General features: G+C 65.9%; 14 protein-coding genes. 9 read left to right on the forward strand and 5 right to left on the reverse strand.

From position 1 onward, the window contains the following. Nucleotides 1–134 precede the first annotated feature (134 nt). A complete protein-coding gene (locus tag HZ992_RS19000; RefSeq protein ID WP_209383383.1) occupies nucleotides 135–932 on the reverse strand; it encodes an IclR family transcriptional regulator in 798 nt (265 codons plus the stop codon). Nucleotides 933–1,139: 207 nt separating this feature from the next. Here HZ992_RS19000 and HZ992_RS19005 point away from each other — a divergent pair, with 207 nt between their 5' ends. From HZ992_RS19005 to HZ992_RS19040, 8 genes are all read left to right on the forward strand, one after another. After that, nucleotides 1,140–2,096, forward strand: coding sequence for a tripartite tricarboxylate transporter substrate binding protein (locus HZ992_RS19005; protein ID WP_245213514.1), 957 nt, complete (start codon nucleotides 1,140–1,142; stop codon nucleotides 2,094–2,096). Between the two features lie 32 nt (nucleotides 2,097–2,128). Beyond that, the gene (locus HZ992_RS19010; RefSeq protein WP_209383385.1) at nucleotides 2,129–2,926 is read left to right on the forward strand and encodes an enoyl-CoA hydratase/isomerase family protein; all 798 of its coding nucleotides are present in this window, start codon (nucleotides 2,129–2,131) and stop codon (nucleotides 2,924–2,926) included. Nucleotides 2,927–2,931: 5 nt separating this feature from the next. After that, nucleotides 2,932–5,040 (forward strand): acetate--CoA ligase family protein, encoded by a 2,109-nt coding sequence (locus HZ992_RS19015; RefSeq protein WP_209383386.1) that lies wholly within the window; start codon nucleotides 2,932–2,934, stop codon nucleotides 5,038–5,040. Nucleotides 5,041–5,049: 9 nt separating this feature from the next. Then, nucleotides 5,050–7,107 carry a 3-hydroxyacyl-CoA dehydrogenase NAD-binding domain-containing protein gene (locus HZ992_RS19020; protein WP_209383387.1) on the forward strand — a complete coding sequence of 686 codons (2,058 nt, stop codon included), beginning with the start codon at nucleotides 5,050–5,052 and terminating at the stop codon, nucleotides 7,105–7,107. A 1-nt stretch (nucleotide 7,108) separates the two neighbouring features. After that, nucleotides 7,109–8,437, forward strand: a complete 1,329-nt coding sequence (locus tag HZ992_RS19025; RefSeq protein WP_209383388.1) for an MmgE/PrpD family protein — start codon at nucleotides 7,109–7,111, stop codon at nucleotides 8,435–8,437. Between the two features lie 10 nt (nucleotides 8,438–8,447). After that, entirely contained in the window at nucleotides 8,448–9,653 is a 1,206-nt protein-coding gene (pcaF, locus tag HZ992_RS19030; RefSeq protein ID WP_209383389.1) for a 3-oxoadipyl-CoA thiolase, read from the forward strand. Nucleotides 9,654–9,685: 32 nt separating this feature from the next. Continuing rightward, nucleotides 9,686–10,120 carry an acyl-CoA thioesterase gene (locus HZ992_RS19035; protein ID WP_245213117.1) on the forward strand — a complete coding sequence of 145 codons (435 nt, stop codon included), beginning with the start codon at nucleotides 9,686–9,688 and terminating at the stop codon, nucleotides 10,118–10,120. 727 nt (nucleotides 10,121–10,847) lie between these two features. After that, complete coding sequence (locus tag HZ992_RS19040; protein ID WP_209383391.1) at nucleotides 10,848–11,099, forward strand: hypothetical protein; 252 nt, start codon at nucleotides 10,848–10,850, stop codon at nucleotides 11,097–11,099. On the opposite strand, the gene HZ992_RS19045 is transcribed toward HZ992_RS19040, so the two are convergent. The 4 genes from HZ992_RS19045 to HZ992_RS19060 form a co-directional block, all read right to left on the reverse strand. Beyond that, the gene (locus HZ992_RS19045) at nucleotides 11,096–11,395 is read right to left on the reverse strand and encodes a hypothetical protein (RefSeq protein WP_209383392.1); all 300 of its coding nucleotides are present in this window, start codon (nucleotides 11,393–11,395) and stop codon (nucleotides 11,096–11,098) included. The two genes, HZ992_RS19040 and HZ992_RS19045, sit on opposite strands and share 4 nt — an antisense overlap. 75 nt (nucleotides 11,396–11,470) lie before the next feature. Beyond that, entirely contained in the window at nucleotides 11,471–11,923 is a 453-nt protein-coding gene (locus HZ992_RS19050) for a hypothetical protein (protein ID WP_209383393.1), read from the reverse strand. 192 nt (nucleotides 11,924–12,115) lie between these two features. Continuing rightward, entirely contained in the window at nucleotides 12,116–12,931 is an 816-nt protein-coding gene (locus tag HZ992_RS19055; RefSeq protein ID WP_209383394.1) for a metallophosphoesterase, read from the reverse strand. 68 nt (nucleotides 12,932–12,999) lie between these two features. Then, nucleotides 13,000–14,745 (reverse strand): AAA family ATPase, encoded by a 1,746-nt coding sequence (locus tag HZ992_RS19060; protein WP_209383395.1) that lies wholly within the window; start codon nucleotides 14,743–14,745, stop codon nucleotides 13,000–13,002. A 386-nt stretch (nucleotides 14,746–15,131) separates the two neighbouring features. On the opposite strand from HZ992_RS19060, the gene HZ992_RS19065 reads away from it, so the two are divergent. Then, on the forward strand, nucleotides 15,132–15,686 hold the full coding sequence (locus HZ992_RS19065; RefSeq protein ID WP_209383396.1) for an Xre family toxin-antitoxin system antitoxin: 555 nt from the start codon (nucleotides 15,132–15,134) through the stop codon (nucleotides 15,684–15,686). Nucleotides 15,687–15,775: the final 89 nt, after the last annotated feature.

Here is a 15,775-nt window from a genome sequence, read left to right on the forward strand (position 1 = left end):
AAAGTCCCGAAAGGCGGCTCTCTGGAGCAGCCACGAACTGGAGCTCTCGGCCATGAGCGGACGGTGGGTCCTATGCCCGATAGCGGTCCCTCAGCGACAGATCTTCGAGTGCCAGGGCAGACACTTCCTGCGTCTCACTCGTCGACCCGACGCGATATCGCACTCACGATCGCTTCTCGGAGTTCGAGCAGAGGAGCCCTCAGCGCATCGACTACGGCTTCCACGCGCTCAACGCTCGACACGCTGACATTCAACGAATAGCAGGTCTCCCCCAATGCGATGGGGGCGGCGAGGGCAACCACTTCCGGCTGCCAGGAGGCGGCGCAGAAACCCGAGTCGCGCACGCTCATGATGGACTGCTCGATCTCCGCCAACAGCGGCGGCCATTGCTTTCCTCGCCGCGCCTTGAAGACTTCGTACAAAGCCTTGCGCCGCGCCGTCGAGGTCGTGGCCAGGTAGACACGTCCGAGCGAAGTCAACTCCATGGGCACGCGCTGACCAGACACGACGTTGCGAAACGCGACCCGGCGGCTGTAGCGGATGGATTCCAGGTAGACCATCTCGTCCCGATCCGGTGCGGCCAGACCGACATTGATGCGCTGACTCTCGGCAAGCGCCCGCATCAGCGGCGCGGCGATCTGCAGGATCGTCGATCCGGATCGCATGGCATGCGCAAGGCTCAGCACGGCCGGCGCCAGTCGGTAGCCCTTGCGCAGCGGTTCCTGCTGCAGCATCCCCATGCCCACGAGTGTTTGACTCAAGCGGCTGACGGTTGCCCGCGACAAGCCGGTGCGGTCAGCCAGTTCGCCGTTGCCCAGAAGATCCGAACCGGGTCGGAAGGCGCGAAGGATCTCAACGCCGCGCTCCAGAGAACGATTGGCCGGCGAGGTGCCGGGCTTGTCAGTGGATGTCCTCTTCGGCTCCGTGGGCATCGGTGTTCCCCTTGAAGTTATCTGCTGCCGCGAAGACAGACGCAACGCCGCCTATTTCCATTCTATGGAAATCAAAGGCAGACATCGCTGCCCCCTCCGCCTACTCTTCGGATCACGCAGACGCCACTCGAATCGAAGTGCCCCAGCACTCCGGCAGATGCACGGTCCACTCATCAGGAGACAGTCGTGATTGCACGCAACACCGTCCTGCGGCGGCTCGCCGCCTTCGTCTTCGCCAGCGCGGCGTTCGCATCGACCCACGCTGTCGCGGCCTATCCCGACAAGCCCATCCGCCTGGTCGTGCCGTTTGCCCCGGGCGGCGGCACCGACCTGGTCGCCCGCACGCTTGCCGTCGGTATGGGCAAGGAATTGGGACAGCAGGTCATCATCGACAACAAGCCCGGTGCGGGCACGATCATCGGCACCGACAGCGTCGCCAAGAGCCCGGCGGATGGCTACAGCATCGTCATCGCGACCTTCGCCCATGCCGTCAACCCGAGCCTGATGGCGAAGCTGCCGTTCGACACCAGCAAGGCCTTCGCACCGATCTCGCTGATTGCCAAGGGACCGAACGTCCTGGTCGTGCGGGCCGACAGCCCCTTCAAATCGGTCAAGGACGTGATTGCAGCGGCCAAAGCCAAGCCTGGCAAGCTGACCTACGCCTCGCAGGGCAACGGCACCTCCGCGCATCTGGCGGGTGAGATGTTCACCAACCTGGCCAAGGTCGAGATGACCCACGTGCCCTACCGCGGCGCGGGCCCGGCCATCACCGACCTGCTCGGTGGCCAGGTCGACATGATCTTCGGCACGGCCGCCGCCGTTGCGAGCTTCGTCGACAGCGGCAAGCTTCGGGCGATCGGCGTCACCTCCGTGAGCCCCTCCCCGGCGCTGAAGGGCGTGGCGCCCATCGGCCAGGACGTGGCGGGCTACCAGGTGGAAAGCTGGTATGGCCTGTACGCCCCGACCGGCACCCCGGCCGACGTGATCGCCAAGCTCAGTTCTGCTGCCAAGAAAGCAGCCGCGAGCCCCGACTTCGCCCAGAAGATCGAGCAAGAAGGTTTGACGATCGTCGCGAGCGACCCTGCCGAACTCGACCGCTACGTGAAGGCCGAAGAAGTGCGCTGGAAAAAGATCGTCAAGGAGAACAACATCAAGTCGGAATGAGACGGCTCGCTGAATTCGATTCGGAGAACACCATGAGCTTCACCTTGATTGACCTGAAGGTCGAATCCGCGATCGCGACGATCACCCTGAACCGCCCCGACAAGCGCAACGCGATGAGCGACGCGATGCGCGGCGAGTTCATCGAGGCGCTGGAGATGGTCGCGGCCGACAAGGCCATCAAGGCCCTGGTGCTGACCGGCGCCGGCAAGGGCTTCTGCGCCGGCGGCGACATCAGCGGCATGGAGAAGCGCATGAACGCGCCAGCAGGCGAGGTGGGCTTCAACGGCTGGCACCGACAGCAGCGTGTGCACCACACGCAGGCCCTGCTGCACACGATGCCCAAGCCCGTGATCGCGGCGGTCAACGGCGCAGCGTCCGGCCTGGGCGCCGACACGGCGCTGGCCTGCGACTTCATCATCGCCAGCGAGTGGGCGAACTTCACCTGGTCCTACATCCACCGCGGGATCATCCCGGACGGCGGTGGCATGTACTTCCTGCCGCGTCGCGTGGGCTTGGCCAAGGCCAAGGAACTGATCTTCACCGGCCGCAAGGTCGATGTGGACGAAGCCCTGAAGCTGGGCATCGTCGACCGCAAGACCTCCGGCGACACCCTGCTGCAAGACGCTCAGGCCTGGGCGGCCGAACTCGGCAAGGGCTCGTCGACCGCACTGGCGCTGACCAAGACCATCCTGAACCAGAGCTTCGAGTTGTCTTCGCACGACGTGTTCGCGCAGGGCAGCCAGGCCCAGGGCATCTGCTACACGAGCACCGAGCACCGCGATTCGGTGATGGCCTTCCTGGCGAAGTCGGCACCCGCCGCGCAGGAGTGAAAAGGATGGATGCGATCTCTCGCCTTCTTCAGCCCCGGAGCGTCGCCATCATCGGCGCCTCGGCCGACCCGACCAAGACCGCCGGCCGCCCCGTGGCCTACCTGCAGAAGCACGGCTATGCCGGGCAGATCCTGCCGGTGAATCCCAAGGCCGACCGCATCGGCGATCTGCCTTGCTACGCCGACATCGCCTCGCTGCCCGTGGTGCCCGACGTGGGCATCGTGCTGCTCGGCGCCGAGCGTGCGCATCTGGCCGTGCGTGACCTGGCCGCACGCGGCACCGCTGCCGCCATCGTGCTGGCCAGCGGCTACACCGAGACCGGCGAAGACGGCGCGCGCCGCCAGCGGCAACTGATCGAAGCGGCCGGCTCGATGCGCATCCTGGGGCCGAACACCATCGGCCTGGTGAACCTCACCGACAAGATCGTGCTGTCGGCCACCGGCGCCCTGGAGATGGACCACTTTCCCGTGGGCGGCATCGGTGTCGTGTCGCAGAGCGGCGGCATCCTCGGCTCGCTGCTGTCGCGTGCCTCGGCGCGCGGCATCGGCCTTTCCAAGCTGATCTCCACCAGCAATGAAGTCGACCTGGAACTGGCCGACTTCATCGACCACCTGGCCGACGACGACGCCACCAAGGTCATCGCTCTCTACGTCGAGACGGTACGCAACCCACAGAAGTTCCGCGCCGCTGCGCTCAAGGCCGCCCGCGCAGGCAAGCCCGTCGTTGCCTTCAAGATCGGCCGCTCGGAAGCCGGCGCCGCCGCCGCGGTGTCGCACACCGGCGCCATGGCCGGGGCCGACCGCATGTACGACGCGCTGTTTCGGCAGACCGGCGTGATCCGCGCACAGAGCTTCAGCGATTTGCTGGACATCCCCGTCGCACTGGCCACCGGCCGCAAGCTGCGCGGCAACCGCGTGGCCATCCTCACCTCCACCGGCGGAGCCGGCACGCTGGTCAGCGACGACCTCGGCCTGCACGGCTTCGACACCCCGCCACCCGACGCCGCCACCGCCGAGGCGCTGCGCGCCCTGCAGACCGGCAGCGAGGCGGTGCTCGACCGCAACCCCATCGACGTGACGCTGGCCGGCCTGCGGCCGGATCTGCTGCGTGGCGCCATCACCGCGCTGCTCGCCAGTCCCAGCTACGACGCGCTGACCATCATCGTCGGCTCGTCGAGCCTCGCGCAGCCGGAGCTGATGGCCGGCGCGATCCAGGACTGCCTGCCGCTGACCGACAAGCCGGTATTGGCCTACATCAGCCCGCATGCGCCCGAGGTCGGCGCGCTGCTGACCCAACGCGGCGTTCCTGCGTTCGCTGCCGCAGAGAGCTGCACCGCGGCCTTGGGTGCCATGCTCCAGGCCGGTCGTTTCGTCGCTCCCGACGAGTCGCAGACCGCGGTTCCGGCCGTGTCGGTGGACGACTTCACGCCGGGCTCGATGGACGAAGCACAGGCCAAGCAGCTCTTCGCACGCTTCGGCGTGCCCTGTGCAGGCGAAATCATCGTGCGTTCTCCGACTGAAGCCGAGGCGGCTGCGCGCAAGCTGTCGGGTCCGAGCGGTGGGCGCGTGGTGCTGAAGATCCTGTCTTCGCAAATCACGCACAAGAGCGATGTCGGCGGCGTGGCTGTCGGCCTGACTGCCGAGACCGTGGGATCGCGCCTGACGCAGATGGCATCCGAGGTCGAGACCAAGGCCGGTGTGCGCCCGCAGCGTTACCTGGTGCAGGAAATGGTCGGCGGCGGGACCGAACTCATCCTCGGCATGCACCGCGACCCTTTGGGCACGGCCATCCTGCTGGGCATGGGCGGCGTCACGGCGGAACTGTTCAAGGACACGACGATGCGCCTGCTACCGGCCGACGCCAACGGACTCGCGACGCTCAGCCGCGCCGAGGCCCTGAGCATGGCGAAGGACCTGAAGACCTGGCCGCTGCTGGACGGATTCCGCGGGCGAGCCAAGGCCGACGTGGAAGCACTGGTCGACGCCATCGTGGCCTTCTCGCGCATGGCCGCGCAGCTGGGCGAGCGCCTGGTCGAAGCCGAGATCAATCCGGTCTTCGTGCTGCCGCAAGGGCAAGGCGTGCGCGCCGCCGACGGCGTGGTCGTGCTGGCCTGAGGGACAGTGATGCGGCAGCAGCGCGTGCGCCTCGAGCGTGACGGTGACATCGCCGTCATCGTCATCGACAACCCGCCCATCAACGCCGGCTCGGCGGCGGTGCGTGAAGGCCTGATGGCCGCCATCGCGACCCTCAAGTCGGATGCCAGCCTGCAGGGAGCCGTGCTCATCGGTGCCGGCAACACCTTCATCGCGGGCTCCGATCTGCGCGAATTCGGCCAGCCCCTGGCCGAGCCCCAATTGCCCACCGTGATCAAGGCCATCGAAGACTGCAGCAAGCCCGTGGTGGCGGCGCTGCACGGCGCAGCTCTCGGCGGAGGCTTCGAGCTGGCCCTGGGCTGCGATGCCCGTATCGCAGCGCCCGGCACCGTGGTGGGCCTGCCGGAAGTGACGCTGGGCATCATCCCTGGTGCCGGCGGCACGCAGCGGTTGCCGCGCATCGTGGGCATCCCGCGCGCCATCGCCATGATCTGCAGCGGCGAGCGTGTGGGCAGTGCTGCGGCCCTGGCCGCAGGTTTGATCGACGCCGAAGCGGAAGGCGACTTGCGCGCTGCGGCGGTGGGCCATGCGCGCCAGCTGACCGGCCGCAAGCAGCGCCTGCGCGACCGTGCAGTGCCAGCGGCAGGTGCCAGCGCCATCGCCGACGCCTCGGCCGCCGCGCTCAAGGCCGGCAAGCGCCGGCCCCAGGTGCAGGCCGCCATCGACGCCATCGTGGCCACGGCCAGCGTCGCCATCGACGACGGCCTGGCCGACGAACGTGCCGTCTTCCAGCGACTGCGCGTGTCACGCGAAGCCTTAGCACTGCGCCACCAGTTCTTCGCCGAACGCGACAGCGCCAAGCATCCGACATTGGAGGCTGCGAAGCCGCGCGACATCCGGCACATCGCCGTCATCGGCGCCGGCACCATGGGCTCCGGCATCGCCATCGCCGCGCTGGACGCCGGATACGAGGTGCTGTTGCTGGAGCAGGAAGCGGCGGCGCTGGAACGGGGCGCGACCCGCATCCACGAGCACTACGCCAGCCGTGTCAAGGGCGGCAAGATCAATGCCGCCGTGGCGGCGGCCTGCGAGGCCCGCCTCACCACCAGCCTGGACTGGCCGCGCATCGCCGAGGCCGACCTGGTCATCGAGGCCGTGTTCGAGGAGTTGGGCGTCAAGCAGCAGGTCTTCCAGCGCATCGACGCGCTGTCCCGACCCGGCGCCGTGCTGGCATCGAACACGTCCTATCTCGACCTCGACGCGATCGCTGCGGCAACCTCGCGCCCGCAGGACGTCATCGGCCTGCACTTCTTCAGCCCGGCCAACGTGATGAAGCTGATGGAGATCGTGCGCGGCAAGGCCTCGGCGCCTGACGCCCTGGCCACCGGCCTGGCCGTCGGCCGCAAGCTGAAGAAGCTGCCGGTACTCACTGGCAATGCCTTCGGCTTCGTCGGCAATCGCCTGTATGCCGCCTACCGCCGTCAGTGCGAGTTCATGGTGGAAGAAGGCGCCTCCCCGGAACAGGTGGACGCCGCCCTGGAGGCGTTCGGCTTTGCCATGGGCCCCTTCGCCGTGGCGGACCTGTCGGGCCTGGACATTGCCTGGCGCATGCGCCAGGCGCAGGTGGCCACGCGAGATCCGGCGGCGCGCTACGTGCACATCGCAGACCGCCTGTGCGAAACCGGCCGTCTGGGCCGCAAGACCGGCGCCGGTTATTACCGGTACCCCGAAGGCGCGTCGCGCCCGCAGGTGGATCCCGCCGTGGCCGCGTTGATCGCGAAGGCGCGCAGCGACAAGGGCATCGCGCCCCGAGAACTGGTTGCCGAAGAGATCCAGCGCCTGGTGATGCTGACACTGGTCAATGAAGCCGCGCTGCTGCTGGCCGAAGGCGTTGCCGAGCGGGCTACCGATGTCGACGTGGTGCTGGTCAACGGCTACGGCTTCCCGCGCTGGGAAGGCGGGCCGGTGTTCTGGGCCCGCGAGCGAGGTGCCGAAGCGCTGCGAGCCGACCTCGACGAATTGGGAGCCTTGAGCGGACCGGGGTTCGTGCGTGGCGATGTCAATCAACTGCTCGACACGAAAGCCTGAGATGCTGGCCACCCAAGTCTTCGCGCGCTTCGCACACGAGGCGTCCCGGCGCGCGCTGCCGTCCGAGGTGCTGCACCACGCGCAGCGCGCCGTGATCGACTGGTATGCCTCGCTCTATCCTGGCCTGGCCATGCCGGCGGTTCAGGTGCTGGAAGCCACGCTGGCCGAAGACCTGGACCGAGGTCATGCGCGCCTGGCGCTCGGCCGCGCAGCCACACCGCGCGCGGCAGCCCTGATCAACGGCACGGCGGCCCATGCCGCCGAGGTGGACGACAGTTTCCGCGATGCGATGTACCACCCGGGAGCCGCGACCATTGCGGCGGCGCTTGCGGCCGCACAGGCCACGAAGGCAACCGGCCTCGACTTCCTGCGTGCGGTGGTCCTCGGCTATGAGGTCTCCACGCGCATTGGCGTGGTGATGGGCCGGCCTCACTACAGGTTCTGGCACAACACCGGGACGATGGGCAGCTTCGGCGCCGCCGCGGCGGCAGGCAGTGTGATGCGTCTGGATGAAGACAGCTTCGCGCAGGCCCTGGCCCTGGCTGCCACGTTCACCGCCGGGCTGCAGCAGTCCTTCCGGACCGAGGCCATGGCCAAGCCCCTGCATGCAGGCCGCGCGGCCGAGGCCGGCGTGCTGGCCGCGCAACTGGCGGCGCGCGGCATGCGCAGTTCACTGGACGTTCTGGAAGGCGAGTCCGGCCTCGGCCACGCGATGAGCAACGGCCCCGACTGGTCGCAGGTCGGCGCCACCCTGGGCAGCGACTGGCACATCACCCGACTGACCTTCAAGAACCACATCGGCTGCGGCCACACGTTCGCGGCCATCGACGGCGCGCTGGCTCTGCAGCGGGTGCACGGCTTTTCCCACGCCGACATCGAGTCCATGCATCTGGGGGTCTACCAGCCGACGCTGGACATCGCGCCGCACGTGGATCCACAGAATGCGGACCAGGCCCGCTTCAGCCTGCACTACATGGTGGCCTCGGCGCTGGTGCACGGCAGCGTGCGCCTGTCCGCCTATGAGCCGGCGCGCCTGAATGACCCGGCCACGCGAGCGCTGATGCAACGCATCACCAAGTCGCTCGATCCGGAGGTCGACGCCGGGTTCCCGGGTCGGCGCGCCGCCCGCGTGTCGATCACGCTGCTCGATGGCCGCCGGCTGTCCCATCTGCAACCGGACCGCAAGGGCGACCCCGAACTGCCCCTGAGCGATGCCGACCTGGAAGGCAAGCTGCTCGAACTGGCGGCACCCGTCATCGGTGAAGTCGAGGCGCGCGCGCTGCTCGCGCGAATCTGGGCCTTGCCCACCAACGCCACACTACCCACGTGAGCCTGCCGCCATGAGCCAACACGCCTACATCTGCGACGCCGTTCGAACCCCCTTCGGCCGTTACGGCGGCGAGCTCTCGAGCGTCCGCGCCGATGACCTGGGTGCCGTGCCGCTGGCTGCGCTGATGGCGCGAAATCCCGGTGTCGACTGGCAAGCCGTCACCGACGTGATCTACGGCTGCGCCAACCAGGCCGGCGAAGACAACCGCAACGTCGCGCGCATGAGCGCCTTGCTGGCAGGCCTGCCGCTGGAAGTGCCGGGATCCACCGTGAACCGACTCTGCGGGTCCGGACTGGACGCGCTGGGCACCGCCGCCCGTGCAATCCGGGCCGGCGATGCCGAGCTGATGATTGCCGGCGGCGTCGAGAGCATGTCGCGCGCACCGTTCGTGATGCCCAAGGCAGAGAGCGCCTTCTCGCGCGCTAATCGGGTCGAGGACACCACCATCGGATGGCGATTTGTCAACCGATTGATGAAGGAGCGCTACGGCGTGGACTCGATGCCCGAGACCGCCGAGAACGTGGCCACGGAGTTCAGGATCGAACGCGATGCCCAGGACCGCATGGCCCTCGCCTCGCAACAACGGGCCGTGGCGGCGCAGAAGCGAGGGTACTTCGATGCCGAAATCGTTTCGGTGTCGATACCGCAGAAGAAAGGCGAGGCGATCGTCGTCTCGAAGGACGAACACCCCCGTGACACGAACCTTGAGGCCCTCGCAAGACTCAAGGGCGTCGTTCGTCCCGACGGGACCGTGACAGCGGGCAATGCCTCCGGCGTCAATGACGGCGCCTGCGCAATGCTGCTGGCCAGCGAGGCAGCGGCGAGCCGACATGGCCTGACCCCGCGCGCCCGTGTCGTCGGCATGGCCACGGCCGGCGTGCCACCTCGCATCATGGGCATGGGGCCGGCGCCTGCGACGCGCAAGGTGCTGGCACTCACGGGCCTGACGCTCACGCAACTCGACGTGATCGAACTGAACGAGGCATTCGCCGCCCAGGGCCTGGCGGTCCTGCGCGACCTGGGCCTGCGCGACGATGACCCGCGAGTCAATCCGAACGGTGGCGCGATTGCACTGGGCCACCCGCTGGGCGCATCCGGGGCGCGGCTGGCGACGACGGCGGTCAACCAGCTCCACGCAACCGGGGGTCGCTACGCGCTGGTCACGATGTGCATCGGCGTCGGCCAGGGCATCGCGGTCGTGCTCGAGCGCGCCTGAGCGAGCCGACCATGGAAAGCCATCACCTCGAAATGACGGTGCTGATGACGCCGGACATGGCCAACTTCTCCGGCAACGTGCACGGCGGCACGCTGCTGAAGCTGCTTGATCAGGTGGCCTACGCCTGTGCCAGCCGCTATGCCGGTCGCTACGTGGTCACGTTATCGGTCGACCAGGTGCTGTTCCGGCAGGCCATCCATGTCGGCGAGTTGGTGACCTTCCTGGCTTCGGTCAACCACACCGGGCGCACATCGATGGAAGTCGGCATCAAGGTGCTGGCCGAAGACATCCCGAGCCGACGGCAGCGTCACGTCAACAGCTGCTATTTCACGATGGTAGCGGTCGAGGACGGCAAGCCAGTGACGATCCCCGAGCTGGCACTCGTCACGGAAGTTCAGGCGCGGCGCCATCGCGAGGCGGAGCTGCGCAAGCGCGCGCGTCTGGAACTCAGCAAGCAACTCGAGTGACCTGCACCGAGCTGACTCGCAGAAGCGGTCATTTGCGGTGCCAAGGGCAGGAAGAACGAGACGAGAAAGATGTCGTCCAGGCTCGCCAGTTCATCAACAGCCGGGCGCAACCATGCCATGTCGAGCGCGGGCTTCGTACCCGGGCGCTAAGCGGTGACCGACCGCTTCGCTATGGGTCCACCGACTGCCTTGGGTCGAAAGATCCACTTCGCGATTTGGAAGAGCGGACGCTCAACCAGAGCCCAAGCATTGGGTATCTTCAGATCCCGAGTTCCCTCAGTCTGAGCTGCTGGAGCGAGCTGGTTCAGCGAGACCACCTTGCCCAAGCGGACCAATGAAAGCATACTGTACGTGCATACAGTGCTCTTTCATGGATGACCTCCGAACCCTCGCCGAACAGTTCCGCATACCGCTGCCAGCCGCACAGCGACTGGCTGCGGCAGTCGCTGAACGCTGTGCGCTGGTCGCCAATCGGTTCGAGCCGGGCAGCGACGTCGTCGATCTGGGGATCGTTGAGGCAATCGGAGCTGAGATTGGCGCAGCCATCTTGGCGGAGTTCCCTGAGCCTGATCCGCCGGCAGCGGTTGACCCATCCAGGCTCGGTATCGGCGGACCCCGTCGCCCCTAGCGAGTCGTCTGGTCAATCGTTCTGACGACTTCTACTGAGAACCGCGGATGCCACGGAAGGTCTCCTTGGGCGATACTTTTGTGCCCTTGGGAACCCGACATGATCAAGCCACCGCGCCCCGGAGAGCAACTCCGAGCCATGGTTCAAGTCAGGCTGATCGCTCAGCCCGAAGTACAGCGGCGCATCGCCGAGTCTCCACGCAATGCTCCAGTGGTGGGTCCAGCGAAGCGACATGAACTCGACGACAAGGGCCGGTCATGGGACATCGAAGAGCTTTCGGGCGGTGCCGGCCTCGAGCGCACCTTCCGCACCATCGTTGACAGCTTGCGAGACGCCTACGACCTCGACTAGCGGTAGGGCCCGTACCAGCCAATCCACTCGGGGCCAGGCTTCGAGGCTTCGCCGTAGGTACTCTGGTCGATTCGGCTCATGATCTGGCTCCGAATCGCAAGTTCAACGGGCACTCCCTCGGGGTCGAGCGAGACCGTCCCGTCGAAATGACCGAGCCCGCCGACCCAACCCGGACAGTGCTCCGAGATGACAGCGGTGTAGAAGACTTCGGTGTCACTCACCGGGCCATAGGCTGCCCAATAGATGACCTCGCGCCCGGTGCCTGCCTGCTTGTGTCGGCCACCAAGGTTTGCCATGTGAGCGATCCTATCGTTTCCGCATAGGAGCGGCACACAAGTTCGGAGCCCCGAACTTCGAACTTGCGCCGCAACTCACTGTGCGTCTTTGCAGGCCGCGCACCGAACCTTCCACCATCCCGATCTTTGGAGGACTCCTGGTGCGCCGCAGCGTTCACAGATGTGGGCACTATCCGTTTCTGCCCTCGCCACTCGCTCCCTCAGTTTCACGAAGAGCTCATCGACATCATGTGGCGGGATCTGGATTCGCTTGGTTCCATCGGGGAGGAAGAGATCTGCGTTGATCGTCTTCCTGCCGTCCACCTGGTAGTAGAAGCGCAGAGTGCCGAACTTCTCCTTCAGCTGCAGGATCCTGAAATCGTGCTCGTCGCCGATTAGGGCGTCGATGTCGCGGACCAGTTCTCGCACCAACGAAACCCATCCGCGGGACAGGTAGGAACCTGAGGGTTGTAGGCCCTTGAAGACCCGCGGGAACTCGTTCACCAGTTGCGCCAGCGCTTCAGGCTCCTGGTCATCCGTCTCATCCATGATCGTTCTCCTTCAATTCTGCGATGGGTCATTTCGACCCCGGTTTTGTGTCGCGCAACCGCGCGAAGACCAAGGCGGCTTGGCCTATGTGCACTGGCCAGCGTAGGAGATTGGGTCGAGACGAAATCGGTGGAATGCGGTCGCACCGCCGGCATTGATCGCGAGTCACCCATTCAGTGCGCGCGCCGCCCATCACTCGACCTCCACGATCAAGCCGGGATCGAAGGCGCGGTTCTCGAATCCACCACGCAACGGTGTCGGGTAGCCCCTGGGATTGCAAACGACTCGGCAGTCTCGGACGCGGTAGTCGAACCCTCGGTGCGTGTGGCCGTGGATCCACAGTCTGGGAACTTCGAAGAAGGCCTCAGGCAACTCGGTGACATAGGCAGCGCTTGTCGGATCGTCTGCGAAGCGCGCGGAAAGCGAGCCGCGATTGGGCGCATGGTGCGTGACCACGACCGTCGGCCCCGCAAACGGCTCTTCCAGCTTGCGCGCCAACCACGTGCGATGCTGCCGATGAATCGCCAGCGTATCGATCGCGCGCAGCCTGCAACCCGCGCGTTTCGTGACGGTTCGAATGAGCTCATAGTCGTTGAGCCACATCTCGCACATGCGCATCGATTCTTCAGTGCGCGGCACCAGCAACCCGTCTTCTCCCGGCAGGCACAGCTCGAAGTCGGTCCACAGGGTGCAGCCCAGGAAACGGATGCTGTGTAGAACCAACTCGTCGCACTGCAAGAGGTGGAGCCCAGCGCTGCGAGCGAGATCAGCCTCCTTGCGCATTCGTAGCTCTTCGGCTCGCAGCTCGCGTCCGTAGTATTCGTGGTTGCCTGGCACATGGATCACGTGCCGGCCGCCGAACACGGATCGCCGTGCCATCCAGCGGACGGCACTCGAGCCGGGGCTGTGGATGTCCCCTGCGAGGACCACAACGTCAGCGTCCAGGTTCGAAGGCGGAACGAATGTCGCGAACTCGACGTGAAGGTCTGAGTAGATTGCAAGGCGCATGTTGCTCTGTCTCCTTCAAGTCCGTGAAGAGCCTCTTGGCCCGAGTTCGATCCGTGCCTTGGATTTGCTCAGTGCCTTCTCAGCGCTCGGGCCCATGAGGCGACCGCCTGTTCCGTAGCGACGCGCAGCTGCCTCGCGCTGGTGATCCGCTCCCACGGGAGATCGAGCTCTCGCATCTCTGGCAGCGCCCACCGATCTAGGCTCCAGCGCTGTGCGGCCTCGGCAATGACGTTCTCCGCGATGGTCGGGAAGTGCTCGGGCTCGGGCTGATCCAGCTTCAGAACACGCATGCGCGACACCAAGGGCGCGGCGATCGGCGTCAGCCGATTTGCCGTGGCCAGCCACAGGACGCCGGAGTAGTCGCAAGTGGTCTTCAGGAACACGTCCGTGTGACGCGAAGCGGTTTCCGGCTCGAGCAACGCCAACAGGTACGACTGCAGGCCCGATCCCTCGCGCTGGTAGTCGACCGCCTTGTCCAGTTCGTCCAACAGGACGATCGCGGAGGCACTACGGCGAGTTGCCATCAGCGTGGCCAAGTCACTCGGTTTGCCACTCGCCCACCCTCGGCTTGTCCCTCCCAGCACTTTGGTGTCCGAGGTACCTCCGAGCGGCAGATCCAGACGAGGCACTCCGAGCTCGACGGCAATCCGCCGTGCCAACCGAGACTTGCCGCTGCCGGGCAGGCCGACCAGGAGTGTGGGCGGCATGCCGAGCACTCGAACACCAAGCGCTGCTTGGCCGCTGAGCTCGACGAAGATGATCGCGAGTACATCGCCCGCCCACGGAAATTCGTCTAACAGGCGCTGCTGCATGACCCTCAGCGCGGCCACTGATGGCATGAGCGCCAGCTGCAGTGGCTCTTCGAGTACCAGGTGCCGATCCACTTCGTCCTTGTCGTAGCGGTCGGTGGTACGCAGGATTGGCGAGCGGCAGACCACCAGGCTCGGTGCGTCGCTGGCCTTCATTGGCTCGTGCACGGCGCTGGTGCCGTTGCCTTTAGGTTCCGTGGGCTTGATGCGAGACTCGATGGACAGCAAGAGTCTGGACTGCGCCATTTCATGCCAGGCCGTGTCGCCGAGCATGTTCCGCGGATCCTTGCCGGGCCGGGCCTTCTGGCGTGCCTGAACGAGCGCGTTCCACAGCGGCTGACCGCACTCCAGGAAGTCCTGCTTCAGGCCGACGGCGTTCAAACCTTGCCCGGCGACGCCACCGTGGAAGTCGTTGTAGTTCAAACGCAGACACAGCAGCGCGGCATCGATATCGTCCACTTCCCAGCGGGCGAATGGCGAGGGCAATGAGGGCTCGCGCAAGGCGGCCAGGCATGTTGCGCGCATGTGCGGGCGGACGCGCTCGTGCAGATCGACAGATTCAGGTGAATCAGCTTTGTCGACCAGCTGTGGCATGCCCTCGGTGACCTGCAGTGGCGACACGGCCGCCTCAAGGCAGTAGCCGTTGATGAGATGAAGCCTCCGAGCGGGCGTGTCGTCGTGCGTAAGTGCCAGTTCCTGCAACAGGAGGCTCGCGCGCGAGGCAGATGCAAACGACTCGCGAAGATTGGCCGCCGCCTCGGAGGCCAGGCGAAGGCAATTTGCGAGCTCGATCGGCTTGAGCCGACGCGGCAGGCACAGCAGCAGCGTCGCTCTCAGTGGCCGCAGTGCCGCAGGCGGGCATGCATGAGTCAAGAGCAATTCGAGGAAGTTCAGTGCGCCCTTGCTGGTCGGGTCGTTAGGCGCAGCGCGGCGAAGCCCTGCGACAAGCTCGGCAATGCGCCTTGAAGGCGGGCGCCTTGGCGTCGCTGGTGAATTGGTGGACATGGCAGTTCCCGGTCGTGGAGTCAATCCGGGGCTCTGCACTCGGTCTGGGCACTGAGTGCCCACGATGCGCAAATGACAAGGCCCCGGCGTTGCGGGGCCTCGATCGGAGAAAGGCAGAGCTCGCTACTAGCTCAGTGCCGTCATCACGAAAACGCCCCCGCAGCTGCAACCTGTATGGATGCCTGCGAGAGCTGAACAGCGAGAGCCCAAGCGAAGTAGCTCGTCATCCTGCAAGCGTAGTTCATTCCGCCATGATCTTGCAAGCGCGGCGACTCGCTACTGACTCCCAGTTCTGGCAAGGTGATCGACGGTTGCTTCAGCTCGTCCTCGGCGTCACACTGGCATAAGTCAGTCCTCAGCGCTCCAGCAACTTCAACTCGACAACCGTGAGCATTCCTGAAGAACACCCGGAGATCGCCAACGGAAGAACGAGCCGTCGCGTGCAAGAGCCGCATGGCGGTGAGCACGCAGCCGGGTCTGCACCCGCCAGGCTCTTCTCGCCGAACAGCGCGACTGTCGCTGCATTGCTGGGTGGGCCCAAGATCCTGCAATGCGAATCGCTTGAGATGCTCGATATGCACAACGCAATCATGCGGGGATTACCGGCGGCAACTTTGGTGCACCTCACGAAGTCACTGGTCCACCTCGGCGTGTTGGACTTGGGCCGTGCTCTGGGTGTGAGCGAACGAACCATCCATCGCCATGTCGAGCAGAACTCGGGGCGACTGGGAACAGCGTTAGGAAGCAGGGTGTGGCGCTTTGCCGAGTTGTTGTCACACGCAATGATCGTGTTCGGCGGCCAAGAGAAGGCCGAGCGTTGGTTGAGTTCCAACGTGATGGGGCTGGATGGCATGCGGCCGATCGACTTGCTTCAGACCTCCGTGGGTGCGAAGTTGATCGACGAGCTCCTTGGCCGTCTCGAGTACGGCGTGTACACGTGATGCAGGATCTGCGGTGGCCAAATCTGCCGGGTGCCGCCGAAGGGGAGGATTCAACCATCCGGAAGTTCGAAACCGAACCCTGTTTCACG

It is taken from the genome of Rhizobacter sp. AJA081-3 (assembly GCF_017795745.1).
Lineage (GTDB): Bacteria > Pseudomonadota > Gammaproteobacteria > Burkholderiales > Burkholderiaceae_C > Piscinibacter.

What these genes read in the sequence shown, in the direction of transcription:
- HZ992_RS19000 (WP_209383383.1), bottom strand. Translation starts at nt 932, where the DNA reads ATGCCCACGGAGCCGAAGAGGACATCCACTGACAAGCCCGGCACCTCG.
- HZ992_RS19010 (WP_209383385.1), top strand. Translation starts at nt 2,129, where the DNA reads ATGAGCTTCACCTTGATTGACCTGAAGGTCGAATCCGCGATCGCGACG.
- HZ992_RS19015 (WP_209383386.1), top strand. Translation starts at nt 2,932, where the DNA reads ATGGATGCGATCTCTCGCCTTCTTCAGCCCCGGAGCGTCGCCATCATC.
- HZ992_RS19020 (WP_209383387.1), top strand. Translation starts at nt 5,050, where the DNA reads ATGCGGCAGCAGCGCGTGCGCCTCGAGCGTGACGGTGACATCGCCGTC.
- HZ992_RS19025 (WP_209383388.1), top strand. Translation starts at nt 7,109, where the DNA reads ATGCTGGCCACCCAAGTCTTCGCGCGCTTCGCACACGAGGCGTCCCGG.
- pcaF (WP_209383389.1), top strand. Translation starts at nt 8,448, where the DNA reads ATGAGCCAACACGCCTACATCTGCGACGCCGTTCGAACCCCCTTCGGC.
- HZ992_RS19035 (WP_245213117.1), top strand. Translation starts at nt 9,686, where the DNA reads ATGACGGTGCTGATGACGCCGGACATGGCCAACTTCTCCGGCAACGTG.
- HZ992_RS19040 (WP_209383391.1), top strand. Translation starts at nt 10,848, where the DNA reads ATGATCAAGCCACCGCGCCCCGGAGAGCAACTCCGAGCCATGGTTCAA.
- HZ992_RS19045 (WP_209383392.1), bottom strand. Translation starts at nt 11,395, where the DNA reads ATGGCAAACCTTGGTGGCCGACACAAGCAGGCAGGCACCGGGCGCGAG.
- HZ992_RS19050 (WP_209383393.1), bottom strand. Translation starts at nt 11,923, where the DNA reads ATGGATGAGACGGATGACCAGGAGCCTGAAGCGCTGGCGCAACTGGTG.
- HZ992_RS19055 (WP_209383394.1), bottom strand. Translation starts at nt 12,931, where the DNA reads ATGCGCCTTGCAATCTACTCAGACCTTCACGTCGAGTTCGCGACATTC.
- HZ992_RS19060 (WP_209383395.1), bottom strand. Translation starts at nt 14,745, where the DNA reads ATGTCCACCAATTCACCAGCGACGCCAAGGCGCCCGCCTTCAAGGCGC.